Annotated in this window: 23 protein-coding genes; 7 read left to right on the top strand and 16 right to left on the bottom strand. The window is 62.0% G+C overall.

The window, feature by feature from the left end; genetic code table 11:
* Nucleotides 1–122 precede the first annotated feature (122 nt).
* From ACFWAD_RS07840 to prpD, 3 genes are read right to left on the bottom strand one after another with little or no spacing between them, the layout of a single operon-like run.
* Nucleotides 123–1,244, bottom strand: a complete 1,122-nt coding sequence (locus ACFWAD_RS07840) for a bifunctional 2-methylcitrate synthase/citrate synthase (protein ID WP_378542612.1) — start codon at nt 1,242–1,244, stop codon at nt 123–125.
* The gene (gene prpB, locus ACFWAD_RS07835) at nt 1,241–2,158 is read right to left on the bottom strand and encodes a methylisocitrate lyase (RefSeq protein WP_378542610.1); all 918 of its coding nucleotides are present in this window, start codon (nt 2,156–2,158) and stop codon (nt 1,241–1,243) included. Before prpB ends, ACFWAD_RS07840 begins: the two co-directional genes overlap by 4 nt.
* On the bottom strand, nt 2,158–3,660 hold the full coding sequence (gene prpD, locus ACFWAD_RS07830) for a 2-methylcitrate dehydratase PrpD (RefSeq protein WP_378542608.1): 1,503 nt from the start codon (nt 3,658–3,660) through the stop codon (nt 2,158–2,160). The genes prpB and prpD overlap by 1 nt, the downstream gene beginning before the upstream one ends.
* Nucleotides 3,661–3,828: 168 nt before the next feature.
* On the opposite strand from prpD, the gene ACFWAD_RS07825 reads away from it, so the two are divergent.
* Both ACFWAD_RS07825 and ACFWAD_RS07820 read left to right on the top strand, forming a co-directional pair.
* Complete coding sequence (locus tag ACFWAD_RS07825) at nt 3,829–5,250, top strand: short-chain fatty acyl-CoA regulator family protein (protein WP_378542606.1); 1,422 nt, start codon at nt 3,829–3,831, stop codon at nt 5,248–5,250.
* 81 nt (nt 5,251–5,331) lie between these two features.
* On the top strand, nt 5,332–6,327 hold the full coding sequence (locus ACFWAD_RS07820) for an endonuclease/exonuclease/phosphatase family protein (RefSeq protein ID WP_378542604.1): 996 nt from the start codon (nt 5,332–5,334) through the stop codon (nt 6,325–6,327).
* Between the two features lie 71 nt (nt 6,328–6,398).
* On the opposite strand, the gene ACFWAD_RS07815 is transcribed toward ACFWAD_RS07820, so the two are convergent.
* The 6 genes from ACFWAD_RS07815 to ACFWAD_RS07790 form a co-directional block, all read right to left on the bottom strand.
* Nucleotides 6,399–7,637 carry a DUF222 domain-containing protein gene (locus ACFWAD_RS07815; RefSeq protein WP_378542602.1) on the bottom strand — a complete coding sequence of 413 codons (1,239 nt, stop codon included), beginning with the start codon at nt 7,635–7,637 and terminating at the stop codon, nt 6,399–6,401.
* Nucleotides 7,638–7,751: 114 nt separating this feature from the next.
* On the bottom strand, nt 7,752–9,656 hold the full coding sequence (locus ACFWAD_RS07810; protein ID WP_378542600.1) for an alkyl/aryl-sulfatase: 1,905 nt from the start codon (nt 9,654–9,656) through the stop codon (nt 7,752–7,754).
* Between the two features lie 83 nt (nt 9,657–9,739).
* Nucleotides 9,740–10,063: an SHOCT domain-containing protein gene (locus ACFWAD_RS07805; RefSeq protein WP_378542598.1), complete on the bottom strand. Its 324-nt coding sequence runs from the start codon at nt 10,061–10,063 to the stop codon at nt 9,740–9,742.
* Nucleotides 10,064–10,087: 24 nt separating this feature from the next.
* The gene (locus tag ACFWAD_RS07800; RefSeq protein ID WP_317551990.1) at nt 10,088–10,516 is read right to left on the bottom strand and encodes a DUF6325 family protein; all 429 of its coding nucleotides are present in this window, start codon (nt 10,514–10,516) and stop codon (nt 10,088–10,090) included.
* 70 nt (nt 10,517–10,586) lie between these two features.
* On the bottom strand, nt 10,587–11,858 hold the full coding sequence (locus tag ACFWAD_RS07795; protein WP_378542596.1) for a nitrate/nitrite transporter: 1,272 nt from the start codon (nt 11,856–11,858) through the stop codon (nt 10,587–10,589).
* Nucleotides 11,859–11,903: 45 nt separating this feature from the next.
* A complete protein-coding gene (locus ACFWAD_RS07790; protein WP_378542594.1) occupies nt 11,904–12,899 on the bottom strand; it encodes an aldo/keto reductase in 996 nt (331 codons plus the stop codon).
* 101 nt (nt 12,900–13,000) lie between these two features.
* Here ACFWAD_RS07790 and ACFWAD_RS07785 point away from each other — a divergent pair, with 101 nt between their 5' ends.
* Nucleotides 13,001–13,558, top strand: coding sequence for a TIGR03086 family metal-binding protein (locus tag ACFWAD_RS07785; RefSeq protein ID WP_378531597.1), 558 nt, complete (start codon nt 13,001–13,003; stop codon nt 13,556–13,558).
* On the opposite strand, the gene ACFWAD_RS07780 is transcribed toward ACFWAD_RS07785, so the two are convergent.
* The 3 genes from ACFWAD_RS07780 to ACFWAD_RS07770 all read right to left on the bottom strand — a co-directional run bounded on the left by ACFWAD_RS07780 (nt 13,555) and on the right by ACFWAD_RS07770 (nt 16,959).
* On the bottom strand, nt 13,555–14,829 hold the full coding sequence (locus ACFWAD_RS07780; protein WP_378542592.1) for an alkaline phosphatase family protein: 1,275 nt from the start codon (nt 14,827–14,829) through the stop codon (nt 13,555–13,557). The two genes, ACFWAD_RS07785 and ACFWAD_RS07780, sit on opposite strands and share 4 nt — an antisense overlap.
* Nucleotides 14,826–16,514 (bottom strand): alkaline phosphatase D family protein, encoded by a 1,689-nt coding sequence (locus ACFWAD_RS07775; RefSeq protein WP_378542590.1) that lies wholly within the window; start codon nt 16,512–16,514, stop codon nt 14,826–14,828. The genes ACFWAD_RS07780 and ACFWAD_RS07775 overlap by 4 nt, the downstream gene beginning before the upstream one ends.
* Nucleotides 16,515–16,617: 103 nt before the next feature.
* Nucleotides 16,618–16,959 carry a hypothetical protein gene (locus ACFWAD_RS07770; protein WP_378542588.1) on the bottom strand — a complete coding sequence of 114 codons (342 nt, stop codon included), beginning with the start codon at nt 16,957–16,959 and terminating at the stop codon, nt 16,618–16,620.
* A gap of 142 nt (nt 16,960–17,101) precedes the next feature.
* Here ACFWAD_RS07770 and ilvD point away from each other — a divergent pair, with 142 nt between their 5' ends.
* Nucleotides 17,102–18,796, top strand: coding sequence for a dihydroxy-acid dehydratase (gene ilvD / locus ACFWAD_RS07765; RefSeq protein ID WP_378531588.1), 1,695 nt, complete (start codon nt 17,102–17,104; stop codon nt 18,794–18,796).
* A gap of 13 nt (nt 18,797–18,809) precedes the next feature.
* On the opposite strand, the gene ACFWAD_RS07760 is transcribed toward ilvD, so the two are convergent.
* Nucleotides 18,810–19,466: a serine protease gene (locus ACFWAD_RS07760; RefSeq protein WP_064687707.1), complete on the bottom strand. Its 657-nt coding sequence runs from the start codon at nt 19,464–19,466 to the stop codon at nt 18,810–18,812.
* Nucleotides 19,467–19,540: 74 nt separating this feature from the next.
* Nucleotides 19,541–20,260, bottom strand: a complete 720-nt coding sequence (locus ACFWAD_RS07755) for a DUF6319 family protein (RefSeq protein ID WP_378531584.1) — start codon at nt 20,258–20,260, stop codon at nt 19,541–19,543.
* Nucleotides 20,261–20,562: 302 nt separating this feature from the next.
* On the opposite strand from ACFWAD_RS07755, the gene ACFWAD_RS07750 reads away from it, so the two are divergent.
* Nucleotides 20,563–21,567: an adenylate/guanylate cyclase domain-containing protein gene (locus tag ACFWAD_RS07750; protein ID WP_317552319.1), complete on the top strand. Its 1,005-nt coding sequence runs from the start codon at nt 20,563–20,565 to the stop codon at nt 21,565–21,567.
* Between the two features lies 1 nt (nt 21,568).
* On the opposite strand, the gene ACFWAD_RS07745 is transcribed toward ACFWAD_RS07750, so the two are convergent.
* The gene (locus ACFWAD_RS07745; protein ID WP_378531582.1) at nt 21,569–22,219 is read right to left on the bottom strand and encodes a TetR/AcrR family transcriptional regulator; all 651 of its coding nucleotides are present in this window, start codon (nt 22,217–22,219) and stop codon (nt 21,569–21,571) included.
* A gap of 56 nt (nt 22,220–22,275) precedes the next feature.
* On the opposite strand from ACFWAD_RS07745, the gene ACFWAD_RS07740 reads away from it, so the two are divergent.
* Nucleotides 22,276–23,820, top strand: a complete 1,545-nt coding sequence (locus ACFWAD_RS07740) for an MFS transporter (RefSeq protein ID WP_378542586.1) — start codon at nt 22,276–22,278, stop codon at nt 23,818–23,820.
* Here the strand turns inward: ACFWAD_RS07740 and ACFWAD_RS07735 are convergent.
* Entirely contained in the window at nt 23,817–24,338 is a 522-nt protein-coding gene (locus ACFWAD_RS07735) for an Lrp/AsnC family transcriptional regulator (protein WP_378531577.1), read from the bottom strand. The genes ACFWAD_RS07740 and ACFWAD_RS07735 overlap by 4 nt on opposite strands.
* A gap of 177 nt (nt 24,339–24,515) precedes the next feature.
* Between ACFWAD_RS07735 and hppD the strand changes: the two genes are divergently transcribed.
* The gene (hppD, locus tag ACFWAD_RS07730; RefSeq protein WP_378446760.1) at nt 24,516–25,721 is read left to right on the top strand and encodes a 4-hydroxyphenylpyruvate dioxygenase; all 1,206 of its coding nucleotides are present in this window, start codon (nt 24,516–24,518) and stop codon (nt 25,719–25,721) included.
* Nucleotide 25,722 lies beyond the last annotated feature (1 nt).

The following is a 25,722-nucleotide window of genomic DNA, read 5'->3' as shown; positions in this document are numbered from 1 at the left end:
AATGAACATGGCCCGCACGGGAAAGTGCGGGCCATGCGTGGAGAAGCGTCGACGAGGCCAGGAGACGGTGATGCCAGAACCGAACCTCGCCGACGCAGTATCAAAGGGGCGTCATGCCACCGTCATGCCACGACAGTTCGCTGTGGCACGCCCGAATACTGGCTCAGCGGCCGGATCAGCGCATTGGACTGCCCCTGCTCGATGATGTGCGCCGTCCATCCGGTGATACGACTCATCACGAAGATCGGCGTGAAGATCTCGACGTCGAAACCCATGAGGTAATACGCAGGGCCGGTAGGGAAATCGAGATTCGGCTTGATTCCGGTTGCACTGACCATCGTCTTTTCGAGGATCTCGTACATCTGCACCCACTTCTCGCCGTCGGTCGCCGCCGCGACGTCGAGGAGCGCCTGCTTCATGGTCGGAACACGCGAATCACCGTTCTTGTAGACGCGGTGCCCGAAGCCCATGACCTTTTCCTTGGCAACCAACTTCGCCGACATCCACGCTTCCGCGCGATCGGGGTCGTCGATCTCGAGCATGTCGTGCATGACGGCTTCGTTCGCACCGCCGTGCAACGGGCCCTTGAGGGTGCCGATCGCAGCGGTCACTGCACTGTAGATGTCCGAGAGTGTCGACGTCACAACACGTGCGGCAAACGTCGAGGCGTTGAAGGAGTGCTCCGCGTACAGGATCAGCGAGACTTCGAAGGCCTTCACGATCGCCGACTCCGGAACGGCGCCGAAGCACATGTTCAGGAAGTTCTCGGCGAATCCCAGATCCGACTGGGGCGCAATGGGATCCTGACCGCGGCGGCGCCGGAAATCGGCTGCCACGATGGTCGGCAGCACAGCCGTCATCCGCAGTGCCTTGACCAGATTGGCCTTCTCCGAGTTGTCATCCTCCGCCGGATCCTCGGCGCCGAGGTAACTGATCGCCGTCCGGACCACGTCCATCGGGTGACAATTGTCTGGCATCTTGGTGAGGAGTGAGAGAAGCGAGCGATCGGCGCGGCGGGCTGCACGCTCACGCAGACAGAGTAATTCGAGCTGCTCGGGAGTCGGCAACTCGCCGTACCAAAGCAGGTACGCAACTTCTTCGAAGCTGCAGTTCGCGGCAAGGTCCTGCACTGCGTAACCGCGATACGTCAACGAATTCGTCTCGGGCACTACCTTGGAGATAGCCGTCGTGTCGACGACAACTCCGGCCAAGCCCTTGTAGATCGTCGGAATCTGTTCGGTCATGTCCTACTCCCCTCCAAGCTGAAATTGAAAATGCCACTGTCGAATTCGTTGTAGCGCTCGTACTCGAGAATCTCGTACAACCTGCTGCGATGCTGCATCTCACCGAGCAATCCTTCTTGCGTGCCCTCCGCAAAAATCTCACGCAGCCCCTTTTCGATGGCGAACATCGCCAACCGCAGGGTGGTGACGGGGTAAATGACGGCGTTGAACCCGATCTCCTCCAACGTCTTCGCCGAAATGAGATTCGATTTCCCGAACTCGGTCATGTTGGCGAGGAGCGGAATGTCGAGGGCTGCGCGGAACTTCTCGAAGTCGGCCTCGGTGGCCAAGGCTTCTGTGAAGATCAAGTCGGCACCGGCGTCCGCATAGGCTTTTGCTCGCTCGATGGCTGCGTCGATACCGTCGATTCCGGCAGCATCGGTGCGCGCGCATATGACGAAGTTGGGGTCACGACGGGCCGACACCGCAGCACGAACACGGCGAACCATGTCTTCGGTGGGCACGATCGCTTTGCCGTCGAGGTGCCCACAGCGCTTGGGGTTGATCTGGTCTTCGAGGTGGAGTCCGGCTATTCCGTCGTCCTCGAAAATGGTGACCGTGCGGGCGGCACTCATGGGTTCACCGAAACCCGTGTCGGCGTCGATGAGCGTCGGGAGGTCGGTGACCCGCGCGATCTGCTTGCTGTGGCCGGCGACCTCCGTCAACGTGGTCAGTCCGATGTCGGGAAGCGCCAACCCGGCGGAATACGCACCACCGGATACGTAGACACCTTCGAACCCGATTTCCTGAATCAGCTTGGCTGTCAGCGGATTGATGGCACCTGGCAAACGCTGAATCTTGCCGGAGGTCAGCCCGGCACGGAAAGCGATGCGTTTGTCGGCTGCGGACGTCGATGCTGCGATGAGGCCCGTCATCAGAAGAGCCCCTTGGCGACCTTGGGTGCCCGAGCAAGGACGTTTTCGGAGACGGTGAAGGTCAGCTGGTCGAGCTCGCCGGCCTTCAGCTGCACTGTGCGCTGTGCGGCGTCCAGGAAGCGATCCTGTTCGCTCGGCTCGATGACGCCCTCGGCGAGGGTGCGGAACTTCGCAACGTACTGATCGCGAGCGAACGGACGTGCGCCGAGTGGGTGCGCGTCGGCCACCGCCAGCTCGTCGACAATGACTTCGCCGCTCTTCAAGGTGATCTCGGCACGAGCGCCGAAGGCCTTCTCGTCCGGATCCGTGGAGTGGTAACGACGTGTCCATTCGGGGTCTTCGCGCGTGGAGATCTTGTTCCACAGCTCGATCGTGTCGGGGCGCTGTGCACGCTCGGGCGCGTAGGAGCGCTCGTGGTGCCAGGTGCCGTCCTGCAGCGCGACGGCAAAGATGTACATCACCGAGTGGTCGAGGGTTTCGCGTGACGCGGTGGGGTCGAACTTCTGCGGATCGCCGGAACCGGTGCCGATGACGACGTGGGTGTGGTGGCTGGTGTGCAGGACGATCGAGGCGATCTGGTCGAGATCACCTACACGAGAACGCATCCGACGAGCCAGGTCGATCGGCGCCTGGCTCTGGTATTCCGCGGAGTGTTCCTTGGTGTACGAGTCGAGGATGGCGCGCTTCGCCTCACTCGAACCGGGCAGCGGAACGTGGTACTCCTTGTCCGGCCCACCGAGCAGCCAGGCGATGACGCCGTCTTCGCCTTCCCAGATCGGTGAAGGTGCACCTTCACCGCGCATCGCACGGTCGACTGCCTCGACGGCAACCTTGCCGGCCAGCGCAGGCGCGTATGCCTTCCAACTGGAGATCTCACCCTTGCGGGACTGCCGTGTCGCCGTCGTGAGGTGCAGCGCCTGACCTATTGCCTGGTAGACCGTCTCGGTGCCCAGACCGAGCAAAGTTCCGATACCGGCGGCGGCCGAGGGGCCGAGGTGTGCGACGTGATCGATCTTGTGCTCGTGCAGGCAGATAGCCCGAACCAGGTCGATCTGAATCTCGTAGCCGGTTGCCAGACCACGAATCAGGTCCTTTCCGTCACGGCCGGTGTGCTGAGCGACGGCGAGGATCGGCGGGATGTTGTCACCGGGGTGTGAGTACTCGGCGGCGAGGAACGTGTCGTGGAAATCGAGTTCACGAACTGCGACGCCGTTGGCCCAGGCGGCCCATTCAGGCGAGAAGGTACCGGGGATACCGAACACGGTGGAGCCTGGCGTATACGGATGCGACTGTGCTTGCGCCCGCGCATTCACCACGGGACGGCGCACCAGGGAGGCGGCAGCAACCGCCGCATTGTCGATGATCCGGTTGACGATCATGTCGGACGTGGCATCGGTGACGTCGACGGAATCCGTCGCAACTTCCGCGATCTTCCACGCGAGGTGGTCTTCCTTGGGGAACTCTTCGGCAGAGCGGTGGGTGCGTACGAGATGCGTCTTCATCGATCCTCTTCTCACGTGCTTCGGTATCTATTTGCACGCTACGCAGCTCGTTCACCGCGGGATAGGCCCTCGCAATTGCCTATTTGTGCAATAACAATCCTGCAATGTTGCGAATGTTGCGAATGGCTTCTCGGTAGGGTGTACGCGATCGGCACCGAGGAGAATTCGATGAAGAAGATGTACGCGGGAGCGCGGCTGCGACGACTGCGGGAAGAACGAAACCTGTCACAGTCCGCACTGGCAAAGGCACTCGAACTCTCCCCCAGTTATGTCAATCAACTCGAAAACGATCAACGACCGCTGACGGTCCCCGTCCTCCTCAAGCTCAACGCCGAGTTCGATCTCGACGTGCAATTCTTCGCTTCCGATTCCGACGCACGCCTGGTTGCGGACGTTCATCACGCCCTGGCCGAAACCTCGGAATCCGGGGACGTATCGCTGGCGGAGGTGGACGAATTGGTGGCCCGAATGCCGGCGGTCGGACGCACCCTCGTGATGTTGCACCGCCGCCTTCACGCCGCAACAGAGCAGTTGGACCAGTTCTCGACGCAGTTGTCCGGCGAGACAGCATCTGATGTGTCTTTGGTGCCCATGCCTTACGAGGAAGTTCGGGACTTCTTCTACGACCGAAAGAATCACATCGCCGTACTCGACGACGCTGCCGAGCGGATGTTCGTGGACAACGGACTGTCCGTGGGCGCAGTAGACCTGCAACTGGCACGACTGCTTCGCGACCAGCACGGCGTCACCGTGACGATCCGCACGGACGAACCAGACAAGCTCGGCCCCAAGCGCTTCTACGATCCGGACAAGTCGATCCTCACCCTGGCGCGACGTCTGTCGGCAGGACAACGCGCGTTCCAGATCGCGATGCAGTTGGCCTTCTTCACACAGGCCGACGTGATCGATACCCTTGTCGCTGAGGATGAATCGCTCAGTTCCGAGTCCGCGGCACTGGCGCGTATCGGCCTCGCGCACTACTTTGCCGGCGCACTGCTACTCCCGTACAGCCAATTCCTGGAATCCGCCGAGGCCCTGCGATACGACATCGCCCTGCTCAGCCTCAAATTCGAGGTCGGCTTCGAAACCGTCTGTCACCGGTTGTCCACCCTCCAACGACACGGCCAGCGCGGCATTCCCTTTTTCTTCGTCCGAACCGACCGTGCCGGCAATATCTCGAAGCGTCAGTCTGCTACCGCTTTTCACTTCTCGCGAGTTGGCGGAAGTTGCCCGCTGTGGGTCATCCATGAGGCATTCGCGAGCCCCGGACGCATCCTCACCCAGGTCGCGAAGATGCCCGACGGTCGGACATACCTCTGGGTGGCGCGCACTACCCACAGCGGCGGACTCGGATACCTCGCACCTGAGCGGAACTTCGCCGTCGGGCTCGGTTGCGACATCGGCTACGCCGATCGCATGGTCTACTCCCACGGAATCCAGACGGACGACCCCGCGACCATCGTGCCGATCGGTGCGGGGTGCAAGGTCTGCGACAGACCGGCGTGCTCCCAACGCGCCTTCCCTCAACTCGGTCGCTCGATCTCCGTCAGCGAGAACAGCAGTAGTCATCTGCCGTATCCGCAACAATAGGACGCAAACAGTCGGGCACAAACAGTCGGGCGCACCGACTCCACCTGCAGTTTCCCGGAGCTACGACGCTCTTCTGCTTCCATGGAGGTCATGCAACCCGATACCGTGACCCCGCGCCGGCGTGTTCTTCGCCGCCTTACTTTCGTGGTTGGTGTTGCCGGAATCGCGACTGGTCTCGCCGCGTTGGCCGCGGCCGTGCTCGACGTCGATCACAACATCGTGATCGTTCTGGCGTCCGTGGCACCTCTGTTGATGATCGCACCGCTGATCGGCGCCGTGGTCTCGGGTATCGGGCGCCAGTGGATCGTGTGCGCCGCCTCGATCCTCGTCCTTGGGTTGTTCGGATGGTCTGTGAGCCCGCTGTACATCGGTGGCACTGGGGAATCGACGTCCGCGACCGGCCCGTCGATTCGAATCATGCAGGCCAACTTGATGGTCGGTGCAGCGGATCCGGAGTCGCTTGTGACGACGGTTCGCGAACGCAACGTCGACGTCGTGACCGTCCAGGAGTTGACATACCAGGAAGCCGAAACCCTGAAAGCCGCGGGACTGGAAGAAGTTCTGAGCCATCAATTCCTGGTCCCGTACACCGACGGCGGTGGCGGAGCCGGCATCTACAGTCGCTTTCCGCTCTCCAATCCGCGTAGCCTCGACGGATTTTCACCTGAAACACTCTCGGCCGAGCTGAATGTCGGCTTGTCTCAACCGGTCACGCTTTTCGCAGTACATCCGGCACCGGCCTACATCTCACCGGCTTCGGTGTGGGCGGCCGAACAGCGAAGGCTCGGGTCCTACATGGACAAAGTCGCCGGGCGGGACAACGTGATAGTGAGCGGCGACTTCAACGCGTCGTACTCGAACAAACAGTTCCGGAATCTTCTCACGAACGGATACACCAGCGCCGCCGACCAATTGGGTTCCGGCCTGATCCCGACCTATCCGACCGACAAATGGTTTCCGGCGGCGGTCGGTATCGACCACATCATCACTAAAGGCGCCGTGGCGACTTCCCTCGAACGGATCAAGATCGAGGGATCCGATCACCACGGCTTGATTGCCGACATCACGTTGTCTTGAGTTAATACTGGATTGAGCAAGCACCGGGGCATGGTTAGGCCCCGGTGCTCGCGTCTGCAGTTTGTGCCCGTTCAGGCGGCTGTCGGTGGACTGTTCCCGCCGATCGGCTGCTGATACGGGTCGATCGGCATCGGCGGGTAGAACACCGTTTTTCGATCGGGGCCGATCTCCACCCTCCATTCGGTGTGGTGCATCGTCCGATGATGATGACCACACAACAGAATCAGATTGTCGAGATCCGTTGGGCCACCATCATTCCAGTGAACGATATGATGAGCATCGCACCACCCCGATGGTGTTCCGCATCCCGGAAACGCACACCCACCATCACGGACCGCCAACGCCCGCCTTTGCGGAACCGTCGCCGTTCGCACTTCCTTACCGCAGTCGAGCGGAACACCGTTCTCGTCCAACAAAATCCGGGTCACGGTGCAGTCGCAGGCCAGCATCCGGGCGGTGTCGATACTGATCGGGCCCATCCAATCCGTCCACGCGAATCCCAACTCCTCGGTGGACGGCAACAAATCCTTGAGCGCCTGCATATCTGTCATGTCTTTCGCCGACGCGGTGACCGTGATGTGCGGTTTCACTCCGCCTTCGATCGGACCCAGTCCCGCCCGCTCGTACCGTCGCAGCAGTTCGCAGAACCCGTCCGCCCGTCGCAGCGCCGGAGTGCGAGTGTCCTTGACGCCGTCCTTCTCCGGCGTCGGCGCCGACAGGCTCGACAACAACGTGATCAGACGGGCACCGTTGACGGCATCCAGATCACCTTTCACCGACACGCGCCCGTACAGGCCTTTCGAGGCGTAGAACTCGTTACGTTCGGAATCCTCCCCGACCGGGACGCCGTCTTCACGTTTGCCGTACTGCTTCTCGATCCGCCGGATCGCCGCCCGCACCGCATCACAATCGGCAATGTTCTTCGACGCCAACTCCAACAGGATCCCGCGGGCCTTGTCCACATCCGCCGGGGTCATGTTCTTGGGCGGATGCTGACAAAACGACGCTACCTGACGGGCCTTCAACGCATCCACATCGCCGCGGTGGAACGCATCCGCGACAACAGGTTCGAGCAACAGTAACCGCGCCAGACTGACCAGCAGACTGCACTCACCGATCTCCAAATTCGTCGAACCGTGCAACCACTGCGCGATCGCCCGAAAACCCTTCCCGACCAAAGTCTCCCGGGAAAACATCTCCACGATCAACAACACCAACCGCGACTGCAATTCGTGCCGGACACGCACCAGATCCAGAACCTCACTCTTGAGGTCCTCGCCATCCAGTTGCCACGCTTCCCGACTGTCCATGCCGAAAGTTTAATCGAACATACTTTCGATAACCAGAGACATAACGGACAACTTCAAGAACGCTCACAACTCGAGACCTATTGAAGTACAGACTCGTTCGCGAGTGAAACAGCACTAGGTCGGAGTGACTATCGCAAAATTTAGATCCGGCTCGTCAAGGTAACCGGCAAGTTCTGCGAGCTTCGCCGGGTCGCCGGAAGCCGAGATGGTTCCATTCGCGATCTCAGCACCCAAGTCCGCACCGCCGAGCAGCACACCGAGCAAGTCGCGCCGACTCAGACCGAAGGTTGCATCCACAGACCCGGCGCCCTCGAGTGGATCGATATCGAAATGAATCAGGACTCCGTTGCTGAGTTCCGTTCGGTGAACGATGTTTTCGTCAGTGATGTTCCAATCGATGACGATGTGCGATCCCGCTGCGCGCACTCCGTCCACGCGCAGCGATACTGCATCGAAGACTTGACTCACCGACAGCGCCGCGGTGATGTCGGGCGCCGCGGCAACCGTGGGCGTTCCCACCGAGCCGTTGCGCAGTTCGTAAGCACCGGTGAGGTAGAAGTTCCGCCACGTACCGTTCTCGGCGCCGTACCCGAGTTGCTCGAAGGTATCGGCCTGCAGGTTCTTGGCCTCGACGTTGTCCGGTTCAGCGAAGACGACGTAGTTCACCACCTGCGCAACCCAGCGAAAATCGCCGCGCTCGTACGATTCCCGAGCTTTTCCTAACACTTCTGCTGATCCGCCCATGAACTCCACGTGACGCTTGGCCGATTCGACGGGTGGATGCTCCCACAGATGCGCAGGGTTGCCGTCGAACCAGCCCATGTAGCGCTGGTAGATGGCCTTGACGTTGTGACTGACGGAACCGTAGTACCCGTGCGTGTGCCACGCCTGCGCCAATGCAGGTGGCAGTTCGATCGATTCGGCTATTTCAAGTCCGGTCCACCCCTGGTTGATTCGACGAAGTGTCTGATCGTGGAGGTACCCGTAGAGGTCGCGCTGCAGTGACAGGAACTCGGTGAGCCGCTCGGTCCCCCACGTCGGCCAGTGGTGGGACGCAAACAGAACGTCGGATCGTGAGGCGTAACGATTGATCGATTCCGTCAGGTACGCAGACCAGACGTGAGGATCTCGCACGAGGGCTCCGCGGAGCGTAAGCAGGTTGTGGAGAGTATGAGTTGCGTTCTCCGCCATACACAGTGCGCGCAAGTCCGGGAAGTAGAAGTTCATCTCGGACGGCGCCTCGGTACCGGGCGTCATCTGGAACTCGATCCGAACGCCGTCGATCGTCTCGGTATGACCCGTTTCCGAGATCGACACCGTCGGCGAAATGAGCGTCGGCGTGCCGGTGGAGGTGGTCTGCCCCAACCCGGCTCCGACGCTACCTCGAGGGCCTCGGGGTAATGCCGCCCCGTACATGTAGGCTGCGCGTCGAGCCATTGCCGTTCCCGCATAGACGTTTTCCTCGACGGCGTGCTCCACCAGCCCGGTGGGTGCGATGATCACGCATCGGCCGGCAGCGACGTCGTCGTCGGTGGTCACCCCTTTGACCCCGCCGAAGTGGTCGATGTGCGAATGCGTGTAGATCACCGCGACGACTGGTCGATCACCACGGTGCTCCCGGTACAACGCGAGCCCAGCGGCGGCGGTTTCCCGAGAGATCAGTGGATCGATGACGATGATTCCGGTCTCCCCCTCGATCAACGTCATATTCGAGAGATCAAGTCCGCGAATCTGATAGATCGAATCCGTCACCGCAAAAAGTCCCTGCTTGGCGACCAATCTCGACTGACGCCACAAACTCGGATTGACCGTTGGCGGGCACTCCTCATCAAGAAAAGCGTAGGAATCGTTGTTCCACACTACTTTTCCGTCCGAACCTGTTACCACTCCCGGATCGAGCGCGGCAACGAAACCTCGCTTCGCATCGGTGAAATCGTCGTCGTCGGAGAACGGCAGAGTCTCGGCGACTCGGGAGTTCGCCGCTTCGATTGCGGCAGATGCTGCGCGGGGGTCGATCATTGATCAGCCTTTCATGCCGAATTGCGGCAATACCGTATTGCCGCTTGTTTTCGAGGGAAACCGTGTTGAGGGAAATCGCAGGGCTAGCTCAGCAACTGCGCCTTCGCGGCCGCAAACTCTGCGTCGGTCAACAAGCCGGACTGATGAAGCTGCCCCAGTTCCTGCAATTTGGAGACCAGATCGTCGGCGCCGGAGGGGGGAACGGACTGTACGGGAGCGACCTGGGCCGGCGGGGCCTGCTGCTGCGAGTATTGCTGCTGGTACGCCTGCTGCTGCTCGTCAGCCTTGCGCTGGCTCCGTCGATCCATGGCGTTGGACGTCGCTTTTGCGGTTCCAGCCACTACCGCAGTGCGCGTTACCGTGCCGAGCAATCCGGGCCGCCCTCTGCGTCCACCTCGAAAAACCATGCCGAACTCCTTAGGTAATTGTCGCTACTGAAATGCTGCTTCGACCGCTGCGACGACTACCTCGCGCGGGATCTGAACGTGTAGGACTACTTCGCCGCCGCCGCCGCGAACCGTCGACGCGAGTTCGCGCGCCCACGTCTGCTCGTAGACGATGACTGCGGCGGACGTGCCTGGTTCGAGTGACTCGCGGACCACGTCCAGATCCTCGTCACTGATCAATGCCTTGGCTTCGATGGACAGTATCGCCAGTCCGATGTCGGTGAGATCTTCGTCGACGTCGATCTGCGACACCTGTCCGTCGGCGTCCTTGGCGATGTAGACGAGGTCGAGCAGAGTGACAAAACCTCGTTCCACCACGTTCTGCAGCGCGGCAACCGCTTCGGGATCCACAGTAGAACCTGGGAATGCCAGCACCACGAGCTCGACCGGTCCGATGTTCATTGCGTCGTTCATCCATCAAGCCTGGTGGCTCCGGCGCGTAGTAACCTCACCCGCAGGGGATGAATTACCTGCCGCGATCGAACTATTTGTTGCGGCGTATGACTTCGCGAATCGGGCGCACGTGTACGCCCTCTGCCGCGAGTTCGCGTCGGGCCTTACCTCTGGTGACGAGTACACCGATGATGCCCAGAACCCAGACGGGATATTGCACCATCCAGGCGACGCGGAAACCGTCGAACGTGTATCCGCCCATGTGTCCGAGGATCACGCCCATCACTTGAATAACGATGAGCGAAGCGAGGAATCCGCCGATGTTGACCATGCCCTGCGCTGTGCCCATCGCCGAACTCGGATTGGATGTGCGCGCGTAGTCGAAGCCGATCACCGAACCCGGCCCGCCCACCGAGATCACGACCACCAGGATCGTCAACAGCCAGAGCGGAGACGGTTCACTGCGTGAGAGCACGATCGTCCACATGAGCGCACTGGCCACCATGATGGTGAGAACCAACCACGATCGACGCATGGGATAGCGACCGGTCAGGATTCCCAGGATCGGGCCGGCCACGATTGCCGAGATGACCGACAGCGTCAACAGCGAGCCGACGGTCGCGGAATCGAGGCCTTGAGCCGACTTCAGATACGGCACACCCCACAGCAACGCGAACGTGGTGATCGAGAACTGCGTACCCATGTGACTGAAGAACCCGAGGCGTGTACCGGGACGCATCCACACCGTCTTGATCTGTCGACCGATCTCCTTGGCACCAGCGGGCGCTGCCACGACTTCGGCGCCGGGTGGCGCATCGCGAATGACGGTCAGCGCAAGAACGAAGGCCAGAACCCCGACGGCCGCCGCGCTGCCATAGGCGAACGTCCAGCCCGGCCCGGTCAACAGAAGCATGAACGGCAGGGCGGACAGGACCTGACCCAGCTGACCGAGAATGCCGGTGAACTGCGAGACCAGTGGCACCTGCCGGGGCGGGAACCACTGCGGTACCAATCGCAGCACCGAGATGAAGGTCAGTGCGTCTCCCGCACCGACGGCGATGCGCGCACCGATCGCGACGGGCAGCGATTCGGTGAACGCAAGAGCCAACTGCGCGGACATCATGATGAACGCACCGACAGCGATCATGATCCGCGAACCGTAGCGGTCGAGGAGAACGCCCGCGGGAATCTGCATGCCCGCATACACGACGATCTGCAGCACGACGAAGCTCGACAGGACGCTGGGCGAGATCGAGAACCGGTCAGCGGCAGACAGACCCGAGACACCGAACGAAGTGCGGTGAAGAACGGCGATCACGTAGGCAAAAACACCGACACCCCAGACCAACCACACTTTTTTCATCGGGTCTGTATGTTACTCCTGTCTTTCGCAAGGCTCAGGACATGATCACTCGCGACCCTGTGACACCCAATTCAGATCTGCTGAACGGAACCCTTCGGTGATCGCGGCAAGTGAGTCGAGGCGCGCGATCTGGTCTTCGCTCAGAACGATGTCCAATGCTCCGGCGTTTTCCGTGACGCGGGCAGCAAACCGAGTGCCGGGAATCGATACGGAAGGCAATCCGTACTGACGGCCCTTGGCGTCGAGCCATGCCAGGGAAACCTGTGCGGGCGTCGCGCCGAGCTCGTCGCCCACCGCACGGACCACGTCGAGAACCTTCTGATTAGCAGGGAGCGCGCTCTCTGAGAAGCGAGGGAAGCGTCGACGCAGGTCGTTGTCGCCAAGCGTCTCCGCATCGAACGACCCCGCCAAGAAGCCCCGACCGACGGGTGAGAAGGGCACGAATCCGACTCCGAGTTCCGCGGCAGCCGGCACCACCTTGTTCTCGACGTCCCGACTCCAGATGCTCCATTCCGACTGGATCGCCGCGATCGGATGCACCCCGTACGCACGACGCAATTCGTCACCGGTCGCTTCGGACAGGCCGATGTTGCGGACCTTGCCCGCCTTCACCTGCTCCGCGATCGCTCCGACGGTGTCTTCGATCGGGACGTTCGGATCGACTCGGTGCAAGTAGTAGAGGTCAACATGATCGACGCCGAGTCGTCCCAGAGACTCGTCGAGTGCCTGCGGTACGTAGGCCGGGTCTCCGTTGATCCCGCGCTGACCGTTGGCGATGTTGCCGACCAGCCCGAACTTGGTCGCCAACTGCACTTCGTCCCGGCGGTCTTTGAGAAGTTCTCCCACCGCACGCTCACTCGATCCCTCGCCGTACACGTTGGCGGTGTCGATGAACGTGATCCCGATGTCCACCGCATGGTGCAACGTGGCGAGCGCCTCGGCCGGATCAACGGGGCCGTAGACAGGGGCGACGGACATCGCGCCGTATCCCTGGGCACTGACAGTGAGACCTTCGGCCAGAGTGACGGTGGGGACGGTCATGAAAACTCCTCGATTCGACTGAGCGACAACCTCGACAGTCTTCACCGAATCGACGCCTCACGCACCGATTAAGGTCACGCTGATCGGGTTACCCTCGAGTGATGGCATTCGATTGGCTCGAACTCGTGCTCACCGCCCACCGCGAATTCGGTTCACGCCTCGCCGCAGTCGAGGACTGGAACGCACCCACGCCCGACTCCGACTGGCACGTCGAACACCTCGTTCGCCACGTCATCGAGGAGCAGCAGTGGGTACCGCCGCTCCTGGCCGGACTGACAGTCGGCGAGGCGACGCCGGATATCCTTCCCGTCGGGGACGATCTGTGGACCGAATGGCAGAAGTATTCCGATGCTGCCATCAAGGCGTGGAAATCGACGGACCTCAGTGCCCACGTTCACCTCTCGTACGGCACGGTGAAGGTGGAACCGTATCTACGCCAACAGACCTCGGACGTCACGATCCACACCTGGGATCTCGCGCGAGCAGTCGGCGCGGACGAGCGACTCGATCCCGACCTCGTCGAGGCCGTCTGGTCCGACCTCGACGGGCAGCGCGACATGCTCGCCGAGAGCGGACTCTTCTCCCCTCCCGTCGACCTTCCTGACGATGCGTCGTTGCAGGACAGGCTGATTGCCCTGACCGGTCGCGACCCTCGCTAGACGTTCAGCGACACACCCGCTGTGCGGGCGACGCCGTCCCAACCACCGGCAGGTGCACCGAGGCCGAGCAAAGCAGCAACCGTCGGCGCGACGTCGATCGTGCGAGCCTGCGTGTCGATCTTCCGTCCGCCGTCGAGAGCGGGATGCCCACCACTGAGAAAGAACGGGATGGGCAGCGTCACGAAGTGACCGTGGTTGCCGGGAATCGGGTTGGACAGTGGAGTCGGATCACTGAACCGCCAACCCTGAGCGCAAAACGCAACGACGTCACCGGCATTGGTGCCGAGATCGAATTCGGCCGGAAGGTGGCTGGATTCGACGCCGTCGACTCCGTCCACGATCTGCTGAATCCGGCTGACGGCTTCGGCCCGTTCGCCATCGGGTCCGACGAAGTAGATCAGGTCTGCGCCACCGTTCTGGGCGATCCGAATCTTGCCTGCCAGCAACGGGTCCGCGTTCAGCGGTCGATCCAGGCCGATGAGCCTCGCGGGCTCCGACCAGTCCATCGAATGGTCGGCCAACACGATCAGAATGCTCCGATTCCAACGACCGGTGTCATGAAGGAAGTCGACGAAGCGGCGAACCTGGTTGTCGGTGTTCTGAAGTGCGGCTGTGCGGGCGATACGGATGGACGGACCGGACAGATCCAGGTGGCCGACGCGATCGACGTCACCGAGATTCGTGAACGACAGTCGCGGCGAGTTCCCGCCGACGATACGGATCAGGGCGTCGATCGTGAAGTTGTCCGGCGCATGCTCCGTACCAGGAACGAGCGGCTGAGGATCCCACACCAGTGAGGCGCGATCACCGAACAGCCCGTGCAGGTAGCGCTTGGACAGCACACTCGCAGTGGTCAATCCGAGTTCGGTACGCACCCGATCCAGAACCGTCGAGGTCTGCAGGTCGGAAGGCCGATCGAGGTCGCGCTTCTTGTCGATGGCGGGATCGTAGACGGAGTTGGCCGGCACTCCCGAACGCACCGGCAGCACTCCCGTCATCATCGCCGTGTGGTTCGGCAGTGTCTCCGCGATCGTGATGGCGCTGGCATCCGGGTAGTGGATACCGCCGGCCGCAAGCCCGGTGAGCGTCGGGGTGAGCTCCGATCGCAGCTCGTCCGGCCGCATGCCGTCGACGACGATGACATGCACGTCCAGGTCTGGGATACCAGCGCTGGTGGGAACACTCGCGCGAGCGGGTGTGCCGAGCAATGCCGATCCCGCAACAACACTTCCACCGATCAGAACGCTACGCCGCGAAACTTCGATGCTCACTGGTCGACTCCTGGTCGGTACGAGGCCTGATCGAGGGCGGCCGAGGTGGGTGAGACTCTACTGCCAGCACCTGCCGGTAGGCGGTAGCTCACGGCGTAGTGCGCGTTACTCCGCGGATTGGTGAGATCGTCGACGTAGTACCAGTCCATCTGGGTACCTTCGCGGGCGATTTCGAAGACGCCGTAGCCGTGCGAATCCAGTTCGACGTACCGCACGTGTCGGTTCACGGCCTTGAATGCTTCTTCTGCCGCAACGGTTACCGTGCGCGGCGGTACTTTCAGCATGTCGTCGATGTTGGGGGACGTCACCGACGGGACGACGAACTCGGCGCCGACGGTCGGTCCACCCGGATAGTTGGCGGCGTTGGTCGGTAGGTCGCACGCCCACGACGTGTGGATGTCACCGGTGATGAAGACTGTGTTCTCCACGCCGTTCGAGGTGATGGCGTCGAAAAGCCTGGTGCGGTCGGCGGTGTACCCGTCCCACTGATCGGTGTTGTACGGGATTCCAGCGTGCGGCACTCCCACCAGTTCGGTCAACGCCGCGGTGGTCGCCGGTTCGAGCGGCGGGAACACGCACGGCGTGATCATGACCGGATTGCCGACGATCTTCCACTGTGTCGGGGAGCTGACGATCCCGTTGGTCAACCAATCCATCTGTGCGCGTCCGGTAATGGTGCGCGACGGATCGTCGACCTGCTTCATCGTCGGCTGCTCGTCACGGTAGGTGCGCAGATCCAGCATCGAGATCTCGGCCAGATTCCCGAAGCGGAACCGGCGATACAGCTGAACATTCGAGCCACTACCCGACGGTCGGACAGGCATCCACTCGAAATATGCCTTGGCCGAGTTCGCCTTTCGATCAGCCCAATCGCCTTCGACACCTGGCGTGTGGTTTTCGGCGCCGTCCCGGTACGCGTTGTCAGCCGATTCGTGGTCGTCCCACGTGGTGATGAACGGGAGCTTCAGGTGAAGTGCTGCCAGATCCGGGTCGGTCTTGTACTGCGCGTGCCGAATTCGGTAGTCGGCCAGAGAAATGATCTCGTGGGCCGGCTCGTGCAAACGGATGGATCCGTTCCGCGCGCCGTACTCCCCCTGCCCGTACTCGTAGATGTAGTCACCGAGATGGATGATCGCGTCGAGGTCTTCGCGGAATGCGAGGTGGCGGTAGGCACCGAAATACCCGGCCTCCCAGTTGGAGCAGGACACGACGCCGAAGCGGAGACGATCGAGATCTGCCGAGTGCGACGGAGCCGTGCGGGTGCGGCCCACCGGGGAAACGGCCGAACCCGCAGTGAATCGGTACCAGTACGTCGTCGACGAATCGAGTCCGGTGACGTCGACCTTCGCGGTGTGATCGGAATCTGCCGAAGCGGCAACACTTCCTGACGCAACGACGCTCGCGAACCCCTCATCGGTCGCGACCTGCCAGTTGAGCGTCACCGTCGGCCCGACGCCCGAACCCGGCGTCGCCTCTGCCGTTGGGGTGATGCGGGTCCAGATGATCACCGCATCCGGCAGCGGGTCACCGGATGCCACGCCGTGCGCGAAGCCCGGGCTGCCACCCGGAACCGCGGCACCGGCGTGGCTCGCCGAAGCGACACCGAGACCTACTGCGCCGGCGAGGGCCGCCGATCCCTGCAGCAGGCCACGTCTGGATATTCGATCGAAGGCATTCGTGTGCACGCTAGGAGTGAACCCGCACCTGAACGGGCGTTCAAGAGAGCTTCGGGATGTTCACCCAGGCTTCGCCTGCGCTTCTCTGGAAGTTTGATCGAGTCGATCCCGATTACAACCGGTAGTCGAGGGCCGAGCCTCGAACCACACCGACCTTGACTCCGATGTAACCGCCGAGTGCACCCCCGGCCGCGATCAGGATCCAGAACGCCGGCGGAATCAGAGCCTCGGACCCGTCGACCTCGGAGAACGCGGAATAGCCGGCGATCAATGCGCCGAACAGCACCGGCAGAATCAGCAGTGCGGCAAAGAACGTCACCCACACCGATACGAAGCGTCCCTTCCACCGGGCAATCTCATGCAGAACCGTCAGGACAACCAGGAAGACACCACTACCGGTCAATAAGGCGGCCAGAACTGCAAATCCGAATGCCGAAATCAGTTCCGACTCCACGTGAATCCCCCTGTACGTCAATCACCTACGCACCCAGCCCCAACTGCGATGCGACGAGTCTATTCACGACGGGCGGTGTTTCGTGACAACTCGAGTCGCTAGTCTGCCGGAAAGACACTCCGCCGACGCCTATGCTTGGAAAATGACCGAACCCGACATCAAGCCCAGAAGTCGTGACGTCACCGACGGACTCGAAAAGACCGCAGCGCGCGGCATGTTGCGTGCAGTAGGAATGGGCGACGACGACTGGGTCAAGTCGCAAATCGGCGTCGCCTCGTCCTGGAACGAGATCACGCCGTGCAACCTGTCCCTCGATCGCCTGGCAAAAGCCGTCAAAGAGGGCGTGCGGGAGGCCGGCGGATTCCCCCTCGAATTCGGCACGATCTCCGTCTCCGACGGCATTTCGATGGGTCACGAGGGCATGCATTTTTCCCTCGTCTCTCGCGAGGTGATCGCCGACAGCGTCGAGACCGTCATGCAGGCCGAACGCCTCGACGGATCGGTTCTTCTTGCCGGGTGTGACAAGTCGTTGCCCGGCATGATGATGGCGGCGGCCCGCCTCGACCTGGCCAGCGTATTTCTCTACGCCGGTTCCACTCTCCCCGGCGTCGCCAAGCTTTCCGACGGCAGCGAGCGCGAAGTCACCGTCATCGACGCGTTCGAGGCGGTTGGCGCCTGCTCGCGCGGACTGATGAGCCGCGCCGACGTCGACACCATCGAACGAGCGATCTGCCCGGGCGAAGGTGCGTGCGGCGGCATGTACACCGCAAACACGATGGCCAGCGCCGCCGAGGCCATGGGAATGTCGCTGCCCGGCAGCGCTTCACCGCCCGCACCGGACCGTCGCCGTGACGGATTCGCCCGCGAAAGCGGCAAAGCCGTGGTCGAGCTCCTGCGTCGAGGCATCACCGCCAGGGACATCCTCACCAAGGAAGCATTCGAAAACGCCATCGCGGTGGTCATGGCTTTCGGCGGTTCCACCAATGCGGTGCTCCATCTCCTCGCGATCGCGCACGAAGCGTACGTCCCGCTGACGCTCGACGACTTCGCTCGCGTCGGCGCAAAGGTCCCGCACCTCGCCGACGTCAAGCCTTTCGGAAAGCACGTCATGACGGACGTCGACCGTATCGGCGGCGTCCCCGTCATCATGAAGGCATTGCTCGACGCCGGACTCATGCACGGAGATTGCCTGACCGTCACCGGCAAGACCGTGGCGGAGAATCTGGCGCACATCACCCCGCCCGATCCCGACGGCAAGGTTCTGCGGGCGATGAACAAGCCCATTCACCCGACCGGAGGCATCACGATCCTGAAGGGGTCGCTCGCTCCCGGCGGCGCAGTCGTCAAGTCGGCAGGTTTCGAATCCGACGTATTCATCGGAACTGCACGGGTTTTCGAACGCGAGCGCGCCGCAATGGACGCACTCGAAGACGGAACCATCACTGGTGGTGACGTTGTCGTCATCCGCTACGAGGGCCCGAAGGGTGGCCCCGGAATGCGCGAGATGCTGGCGATCACGGGCGCGATCAAGGGTGCGGGTCTCGGCAAGGACGTCCTGCTACTGACGGACGGACGATTCTCCGGCGGCACCACCGGCCTGTGTGTCGGACACGTTGCGCCCGAGGCCGTCGACGGCGGTCCCATCGCGTTCGTTCGCGACGGCGATCAGATCCGGCTCGACGTGGGCACCGGACAACTCGAATTGTTGGTCGACGATTCCGAATTGGAAGCCCGCAGGAAGGGCTGGGAGCCGTTGCCGCCTCGCTACACGCGTGGTGTGCTGGCCAAGTACTCCAAGCTCGTGGGATCAGCCTCGGGTGGAGCAGTGTGCGGCTGATCCCAGCTCGCTGCTAGATGGGCCGGTACCCGGCGCCAACTCCGCCGTGGGCATTGATCGTGTCCACGATGGAGGTCATGTTGGTGCCGAGTTCCGGCCCCAGGCACGGCACCCAGAGATAGGCGTTCACCATCGCGACCAGTGTCGTGCCGACCGTGACCGGTGCTCCCGAATCACCGTGGTCGACGCAGATCTGAGTCCAGGTGGATGCGTCGGCGCTCAGGTCTCCCCAGACGACGCCGCAGGTGGTGCCGGTCGTGCGGCCTTCCTTGCAGGCTGTGGCCGGGAAGCTGGCCGGAGCGCCGATCGACGTGATGGTGGCCGCGCCCACCGTCCGAACTGGTGTGACCTTGCCCGGATCGAACTGGATGACCCCGTAGTCCAACTCCGGGTTCGACTCGACGAACGTGCCGACCACGCCCGCGTCCTCGTTGCTTTCCGGGATCACGAACGATCCAGGACCACCGCAGTGACCAGCGGTAATGCCCACAAGTCTGCCGCCGTTGTCATGACCGATGGTGGTCAAGGTACAGACCAGCTGATTGTCGATGATGATGCCCGAACCACCACCCATGGGCGTGGGTGCAGCAACCGCGTTACTGCTGACGATGAACCCGAGTCCGAGTGCCAAGACCAACGCTGCCAGAGCCGAAACAATTCGCTGCAACATCACAATCTCTCCGCCGGTAATCTCCCCGCTGCAAAAAACGCATACCCCGGAAAGTGCGGACCTACGCAGCGTTTCTAGTCGGTAGCTCCGAGCGCTTCGAGCATCTTGCGCGCCTCCTCTAGCTGACGACTCAACTCGTCGACTCGCGCTGCAGCCATGTCTCGCGCAGCGACGATGATGGACTCGACGGCCTCGATGGCGGTGGGCTCGCCCAACTCGCGGACAGCTCGCTCGACTGCGTCGGGTGCAACCGGAACCGCTTTGCCCGGACGCTTCGCGCCCTGTGTGACCGTCACGCTCCAGTCGTTGTCCGCGCCCGCATGGATGGTGACGCTGATGCCGGCCGGCAGTTTCTTCGCACGCTTGACGGCCGGGCGAGGTGTCGCGGCAGGGGCAGCAGTGGTAGTCGGTACCGGAGCGGGTGCAGGCTGCGCCCGCGGCTTGGGCCGAACGGGTTCTACGAGTGGCTCCATAAGGGGTTCGGACTCCACAACTGGTTTGGGTCGCGGGGCCGGTTTGGCCGGTGACGCGGACACACGGTTGATGCGCAATTCTTCTGCTTCGAAAGGCAATTCGTCGTTGACGCCTTTGGGACGGATGAGCACGGTATTGCCGTCCACCGACACGACTTTCGCCGAGGTGCCGGCTTCGATCCCCAAGCTGGGGGTTGCCTCGCGCAGATAGACGGTGGCGCGCTTACCTTCGGCGACAGCCGTGGCGAGCGCTGCCAGATTTTCCGCAGTGAGGTGATCCGGCGTTGATGCGGCAGCGCCGGAACGTCTACGGGGTGGCATGCGCAAGTCCTTTCAGAAGAATGTGGTGCATTTCAGTATCGATAGTGCTTTTCTCGGGGCAACTCTTGCACAAGCCACCGACGTGTTCGCTCTCACCGCCCGACTGAGCCCGAGGATTCGGAGGCGGTTCGGCCGATTCAGTACTGTTCTCGGGGCACCGCGTGGAAGATGGTGGACAGTAATTCGTTGCGGCAAGAAGGAGCACGGTGAGCAGTTCGGAGTCAGAGTGGATCGACGAGGTCACCGAACCCGCCTCTGCTGAATCTCTCGTTGCCGAACCTCACACTGCTGATCCGGTCGACGTGGATGCTCACCTGCTCAGCCGAATTCAAGCCGACATCGAGGAGTCTCTCCTCGGCGGGCCCCGTTGCTTCACTCAGTCGCAGATCGCGGAATTCGCCGGTGTAACACGCGAGCGTGCCGATCGTTTGTGGGTCGCGATGGGCTTTGCAGTCGACGAGGATCCCGACGCAGTCATGTTCACCCAGCAGGACGCGAACGCCCTCAAGACGATCATCGACATGGTGAATCGAGGAGTCATCTCGCAGAGCAGCGAGGTGGCTGCCGCCCGCTCACTCGGGCAGTCGATGTCGAGGTTGGCTGAGTGGCAGGTCTCGCTGATCAGCACCCACATCATCGACCAGCTCGCCGACTCGGCGGATCACGAGCCCGAAGCGATCCGGAAGATCGTTTTGAGCCTCGGCGCCGAGATCATCCCCGCGGTCGAATCCCTGCAGACGTACGTCTGGAAGCGTCACGTCGCCTCCTCGACGGGCCGCAACGTCGGAAACCCCGGCGAAGAAGTCGCGAGTCGTGTTCTGGTCGTGGGTTTCGCCGACATCGTGGGGTACACCTCGCTGACCCGCGGCCTCGACTCCGCCGAACTCAACGATCTGCTCGAGCGGTTCGAGTCGGCGTCCACCGAAATCATCGGGCGCAACTACGGCTGGGTGGTCAAAACCGTCGGTGACGAAGTCATGTTTGCCGCCGAAAGTCCCCACCACGCCGCCGAGATCGCTTTGCAGATCCAGCAAGCCGTCCTCGCCGATCACGACGATCCACAGCTTCGGGTCGGTCTGGCCATGGGTCCGACGTTGGTTCGCTTCGGAGATCTTTACGGTTCTGTGGTCAACAAGGCCGCGCGCCTGACCAGTTCCGCTCGTCCCGGCACCGTGCTGATCGATTCCGAGTTGGCCAACCAGCTCGGCTCGGACGCCAATTTCAAACTGCGGCACCTTCGTCCGCGGCGAGTGCGCGGAATCGACAGGCTCGAACAGTACGTTCTACGACGCAATCTGGAGCCGTGAGTCAGCTCGACACCCCGCGTGCGACCAGAAAATCGTCCACGATCTGCTCGCACGCGGCCTCCCCGAGAGGCGTCAGCGTCGCCAGTTTGGTGAGCACCAACGGGCCGACCAACTGTGCAAGCGCGACGTCGTAGTCGTACTCGCCCAACGCGTCGATTGCCTCCGGCGAGCGCAGGATCCGATCGAACGCATGCCGGTACTGCTCGAAGACCGTCTGTCGCAGTGATCGCAATTCGGGCTTGTCCGTGGACAGGGCGTCGACGCTCGAGTAGCCCTTCAGTTCCGGCCCCAAGCCGAGCCAGCACATCGCCGTCACCTGGATCGGTGCGCTTTCGATGGCCTTGGCCTGACTGGTCAACAACTCGAGCAACTGCGCGCGGAGGTCGCCTTCACCGGACATCTCCGGCACCGGAGGTAACAGGCGAGCAAATGCCGCGGCGAGCAACTCGGTGCCACTGTCGAAATGGCGATACAACGTCGCACGTGCGACGTTGGCCAACTTGGTGACGGCATCGATCGTCACCGCGTCCACGCCGCCCTCTGCGAGCAGCTTGGTCGCCGCGTCGAGCAACCTGGACCGGGATCGTTGTTTGCGCGGATCCTCGTCGCTGACCCGCTGATCGATCTCCTGCTTGTCGATTCCCACCGTCACAACTTCAGTTATACCCACTTGGGGGTTGTGGAACTGCCGTTCTTGTAACGATACTGATGGTCTTGTTTCTATCGGGAGGTTTCGTGAGTAGCGATACGACGCTCGAACAGTCCTCGTGGACCATCCGACAGATCTGGATGCTGACGGTCGCGTGCTGCGCTGTCGCACTGGTCGTCGCAGCGATGGCCGCGCTCAACACGGCCCTTCCCGACTTGGCCCGCGATACCGGTGCAACACAGAGCCAGCTCACGTGGATCGTAGACGGGTACACGCTCACACTGGCATGTCTCCTGTTGCCGGCGGGCGCGCTCGGCGATCGTTACGGTCGACGCGAACTTCTCATGTTCGGACTACTCGTTTTTGCCGCCGGCTCGTCGATTCCGGTCTTCGCGGACGAACCGTCGTGGATCATCGTCTCCCGAGTGATCTCCGGCGTCGGCGCCGCATTTGTCATGCCCGCGACATTGTCCTTGCTCACCGCAGGTTTTCCGCCGGCCCAGCGTGCCCGCGCGGTCGGAGTCTGGTCCGGAGTGGCTGGTTCGGGTGCAATCGCCGGACTGGTCGTCTCCGGCCTGCTCCTCGAAAAATGGTCGTGGCATTCGATATTCGTCAGCCTGGCCGTCGTCTCCGTCCTGATCCTCGTGGTGTCGTTCACGATCGTGACGTCGAAGGACGCGGAGGCAACTCCACTCGATCTTCCAGGCACCGCACTGATCGCAGGCTCGATCGGACTGTTCGTCCTGGGGATGATCGAGGCACCCGCCCGTGGTTGGCTCGATCCGGTGGTCCTTGCTCTGCTGATCGGCGGAATTGCCATGACGGCAGTCTTCAGCTGGGTCGAATTACGCACTCTCCATCCGCTTCTGGACGTCAGGCTGTTTGCCAACCGCGCATTCGGCAGTGGCGCAGCGTCACTGACACTGCAGTTCCTGGCGACCTTCGGCCTGTTCTTTCTGATCGTGCAGTATCTGCAACTGGTGCTCGACTACTCTCCTCTGCAATCGGCGCTAGCCCTCATGCCGATCGCCGTGCCGGTGATGGCCCTGTCCGTGGTTGCGCCCCTGCTGATTCCGCGTATCGGTCTACGCGCCCTCACCGCAACCGGAGTCGCCTTCCTCGGAACCGGAATTGCACTCCTGACGCGCTTGGATGCCAGTTCGACCTATGCCGAAGTCTGTGTTCCCTTGGTAGTGGCCGCCATTGGATTGGGTTTGTCGACAACCCCAGCAACTGCTGCCATCGTCTCCAATGCACCAGACTCCAAACAGGGCGTTGCATCAGCAGTCAACGACGCGACCCGCGAGATCGGCTCTGCCATCGGCGTTGCACTCGCTGGAAGCATCCTCGCCGCCGGGTACGGCAATCATGTTCAGCCCGCGGTCGATTTGCTGCCCGAACCCGCCAGGGAGCCGGTATCCGGCTCCCTGGCCGCTGCACTTCACGTCGCCGAAGCAGCCGGACCGCAAGGCGCACAATTGGCTGAATTCGCCCGTGACGCCTTCATCAAAGGCATGGACCAAGGAGCGCTCACACTCGCCGCGATCATGTGGGTATCCGCGATCGTCCTCGGATTCTGGGCTCCGGGCCGTCAGCGGGACTAACCGTCGTGTCGATACGCCGGAGCCTTGGTCGTCTGCTTCGACTGCAAAGTCTGAAGTAGGGGCATCGACCGAAGCGGCACCACAACCGAGAGAACCATGACGCTGGTCGAGCGAGTGGCTACCCCCGACCGGTTCAGTTCGAGCAGAGTCGCCTGCAAATCCTCGTGCGAAGCAGCGGCAATCCGGCACAGCACGTCGCCGGAGCCAGTAGTGGCAAAGGCTTCGAGAACACCAGGTATGGCTTCGAGTTCGGTGGTGACGGTGTCGAGCGCCCCCTGTGCGATCTGCAAAGTCACGAATGCCTGCACCCCGAAACCCGCTGCAGCCAAGTTGATGTGCGGGGCATACCCGGCGATGACGCCTGCATCTTCCATCCTTTTCAGTCTCGCCTGCACCGTCGCCCGGGCAACCTTGACCTGACGCGAGAGCTCCAAAGCACCGGCACGCGGGTGCTTGTTCATCGCGTCCAACAGAGCCAGATCCACTGCGTCGAGATTCACGTCTGCTCCACTCGTCATTCAACTATGCATATTGCCTATAAAACAGTGCCATAATCTTCGGATTCCGGCGCTATGTCTACTTTCAACTACCTCCGTTGACTACCCAACCTTTGAAGGACTTATCTGTTTGTACTGGCAGTGCCGAACATAACTCGAGCACCGCACTGTGTACTTCGCACTCAGAGGGGACTCATCATGACCGTCGAACAGACTCTCACCGACGACGAACAGTTGGCCGGCCTGGATCTGGAGCAATTACGCCAGTTGGTCGGATTGGTCGAGTACGACAGCGATCACGATCCCTTCCCGGTGAGTGGTTGGGACGGCCTCGAATGGATCGTCGGAAACGCCACGCAGACTTCACATTTCTTCCAGTCCGCATTCGGCATGGAATTGGTGGCGTATTCGGGTCCGTCCACCGGAAACCGCGACCACCACGCGTTTGTACTCAAGAGCGGTGCCGTGCGCTTTGTCGTCAAAGGTGCTGTGGATCCGGCAAGCGAGTTGATCGCGCATCACAGCCGTCACGGCGACGGCATCCGCGACATCGCGCTCAGCGTCCCCGACGTGGACAAGTGCATCGCGCACGCGATCACCCAAGGTGCGACGGTGCTGAGCGAACCGCACGACGTCACCGACGAGCACGGCACCGTTCGCCTGGCCACCCTCGCTACGTACGGCGAGACTCGGCACACCCTCGTCGACCGTTCCCGCTACACCGGCCCTTACCTTCCCGGATACGTCGAACGGACGTCGTCGTACCGCAAGCGTGACGGCGCGCCCAAGCGAATCTTCCAGGCCCTCGACCACGTCGTCGGAAACGTCGAACTGGGCAAGATGGACCAGTGGGTCGACTTCTACAACCGGGTCATGGGATTCACCAACATGGCCGAGTTCGTGGGCGGCGACATAGCCACCGACTACTCCGCGCTGATGAGCAAGGTCGTCTCGAGCGGCAATCACCGAGTCAAGTTCCCACTCAACGAACCTGCCATCGCGAAGAAGCGGTCACAGATCGACGAGTACCTCGAGTTCTACCAAGGTCCCGGCGCTCAGCATCTCGCACTTGCGACCAACGACATCCTCGGAGCAGTCGACGCTCTGGTCGACGAAGGAATCGAGTTTCTCTCCACTCCGGCTTCGTATTACGAGGATCCCGAACTGCGCGCGCGTATCGGAGAGGTTCGAGTTCCGATCGAGGAATTGCAGAAGCGAGGCATCCTCGTCGACCGCGACGAGGACGGCTATCTTCTTCAGATCTTCACCAAGCCGATCGGAGATCGTCCCACCGTGTTCTTCGAGATCATCGAACGCCACGGCTCACTGGGATTCGGACTGGGAAACTTCAAAGCCCTGTTCGAAGCGATCGAGCGTGAGCAGGCCGCGCGGGGCAACTTCTGAG

Origin of the sequence: Rhodococcus sp. NPDC059969 (assembly GCF_042738325.1) — a bacterium.
GTDB lineage: Bacteria > Actinomycetota > Actinomycetes > Mycobacteriales > Mycobacteriaceae > Rhodococcus_F.
The sequence above is the reverse complement of the archived record's forward strand: the minus strand, read 5'-3'. Positions and strand labels throughout refer to the sequence as shown.

Excerpts from the sequence above, each read along its gene's own strand:
- ACFWAD_RS07815 (WP_378542602.1), bottom strand. The coding sequence starts at position 7,637 with ATGGACAGTCGGGAAGCGTGGCAACTGGATGGCGAGGACCTCAAGAGT.
- ACFWAD_RS07805 (WP_378542598.1), bottom strand. The coding sequence starts at position 10,063 with ATGGTTTTTCGAGGTGGACGCAGAGGGCGGCCCGGATTGCTCGGCACG.
- ACFWAD_RS07795 (WP_378542596.1), bottom strand. The coding sequence starts at position 11,858 with ATGAAAAAAGTGTGGTTGGTCTGGGGTGTCGGTGTTTTTGCCTACGTG.
- ACFWAD_RS07790 (WP_378542594.1), bottom strand. The coding sequence starts at position 12,899 with ATGACCGTCCCCACCGTCACTCTGGCCGAAGGTCTCACTGTCAGTGCC.
- ACFWAD_RS07825 (WP_378542606.1), top strand. The coding sequence starts at position 3,829 with ATGAAGAAGATGTACGCGGGAGCGCGGCTGCGACGACTGCGGGAAGAA.
- ACFWAD_RS07755 (WP_378531584.1), bottom strand. The coding sequence starts at position 20,260 with ATGCCACCCCGTAGACGTTCCGGCGCTGCCGCATCAACGCCGGATCAC.
- ACFWAD_RS07800 (WP_317551990.1), bottom strand. The coding sequence starts at position 10,516 with ATGAACGACGCAATGAACATCGGACCGGTCGAGCTCGTGGTGCTGGCA.
- prpB (WP_378542610.1), bottom strand. The coding sequence starts at position 2,158 with ATGACGGGCCTCATCGCAGCATCGACGTCCGCAGCCGACAAACGCATC.
- ACFWAD_RS07760 (WP_064687707.1), bottom strand. The coding sequence starts at position 19,466 with ATGTTGCAGCGAATTGTTTCGGCTCTGGCAGCGTTGGTCTTGGCACTC.
- prpD (WP_378542608.1), bottom strand. The coding sequence starts at position 3,660 with ATGAAGACGCATCTCGTACGCACCCACCGCTCTGCCGAAGAGTTCCCC.
- ACFWAD_RS07785 (WP_378531597.1), top strand. The coding sequence starts at position 13,001 with ATGGCATTCGATTGGCTCGAACTCGTGCTCACCGCCCACCGCGAATTC.
- ACFWAD_RS07735 (WP_378531577.1), bottom strand. The coding sequence starts at position 24,338 with ATGACGAGTGGAGCAGACGTGAATCTCGACGCAGTGGATCTGGCTCTG.
- ACFWAD_RS07740 (WP_378542586.1), top strand. The coding sequence starts at position 22,276 with ATGGTCTTGTTTCTATCGGGAGGTTTCGTGAGTAGCGATACGACGCTC.
- ilvD (WP_378531588.1), top strand. The coding sequence starts at position 17,102 with ATGACCGAACCCGACATCAAGCCCAGAAGTCGTGACGTCACCGACGGA.
- ACFWAD_RS07810 (WP_378542600.1), bottom strand. The coding sequence starts at position 9,656 with ATGATCGACCCCCGCGCAGCATCTGCCGCAATCGAAGCGGCGAACTCC.
- hppD (WP_378446760.1), top strand. The coding sequence starts at position 24,516 with ATGACCGTCGAACAGACTCTCACCGACGACGAACAGTTGGCCGGCCTG.
- ACFWAD_RS07840 (WP_378542612.1), bottom strand. The coding sequence starts at position 1,244 with ATGACCGAACAGATTCCGACGATCTACAAGGGCTTGGCCGGAGTTGTC.
- ACFWAD_RS07820 (WP_378542604.1), top strand. The coding sequence starts at position 5,332 with ATGGAGGTCATGCAACCCGATACCGTGACCCCGCGCCGGCGTGTTCTT.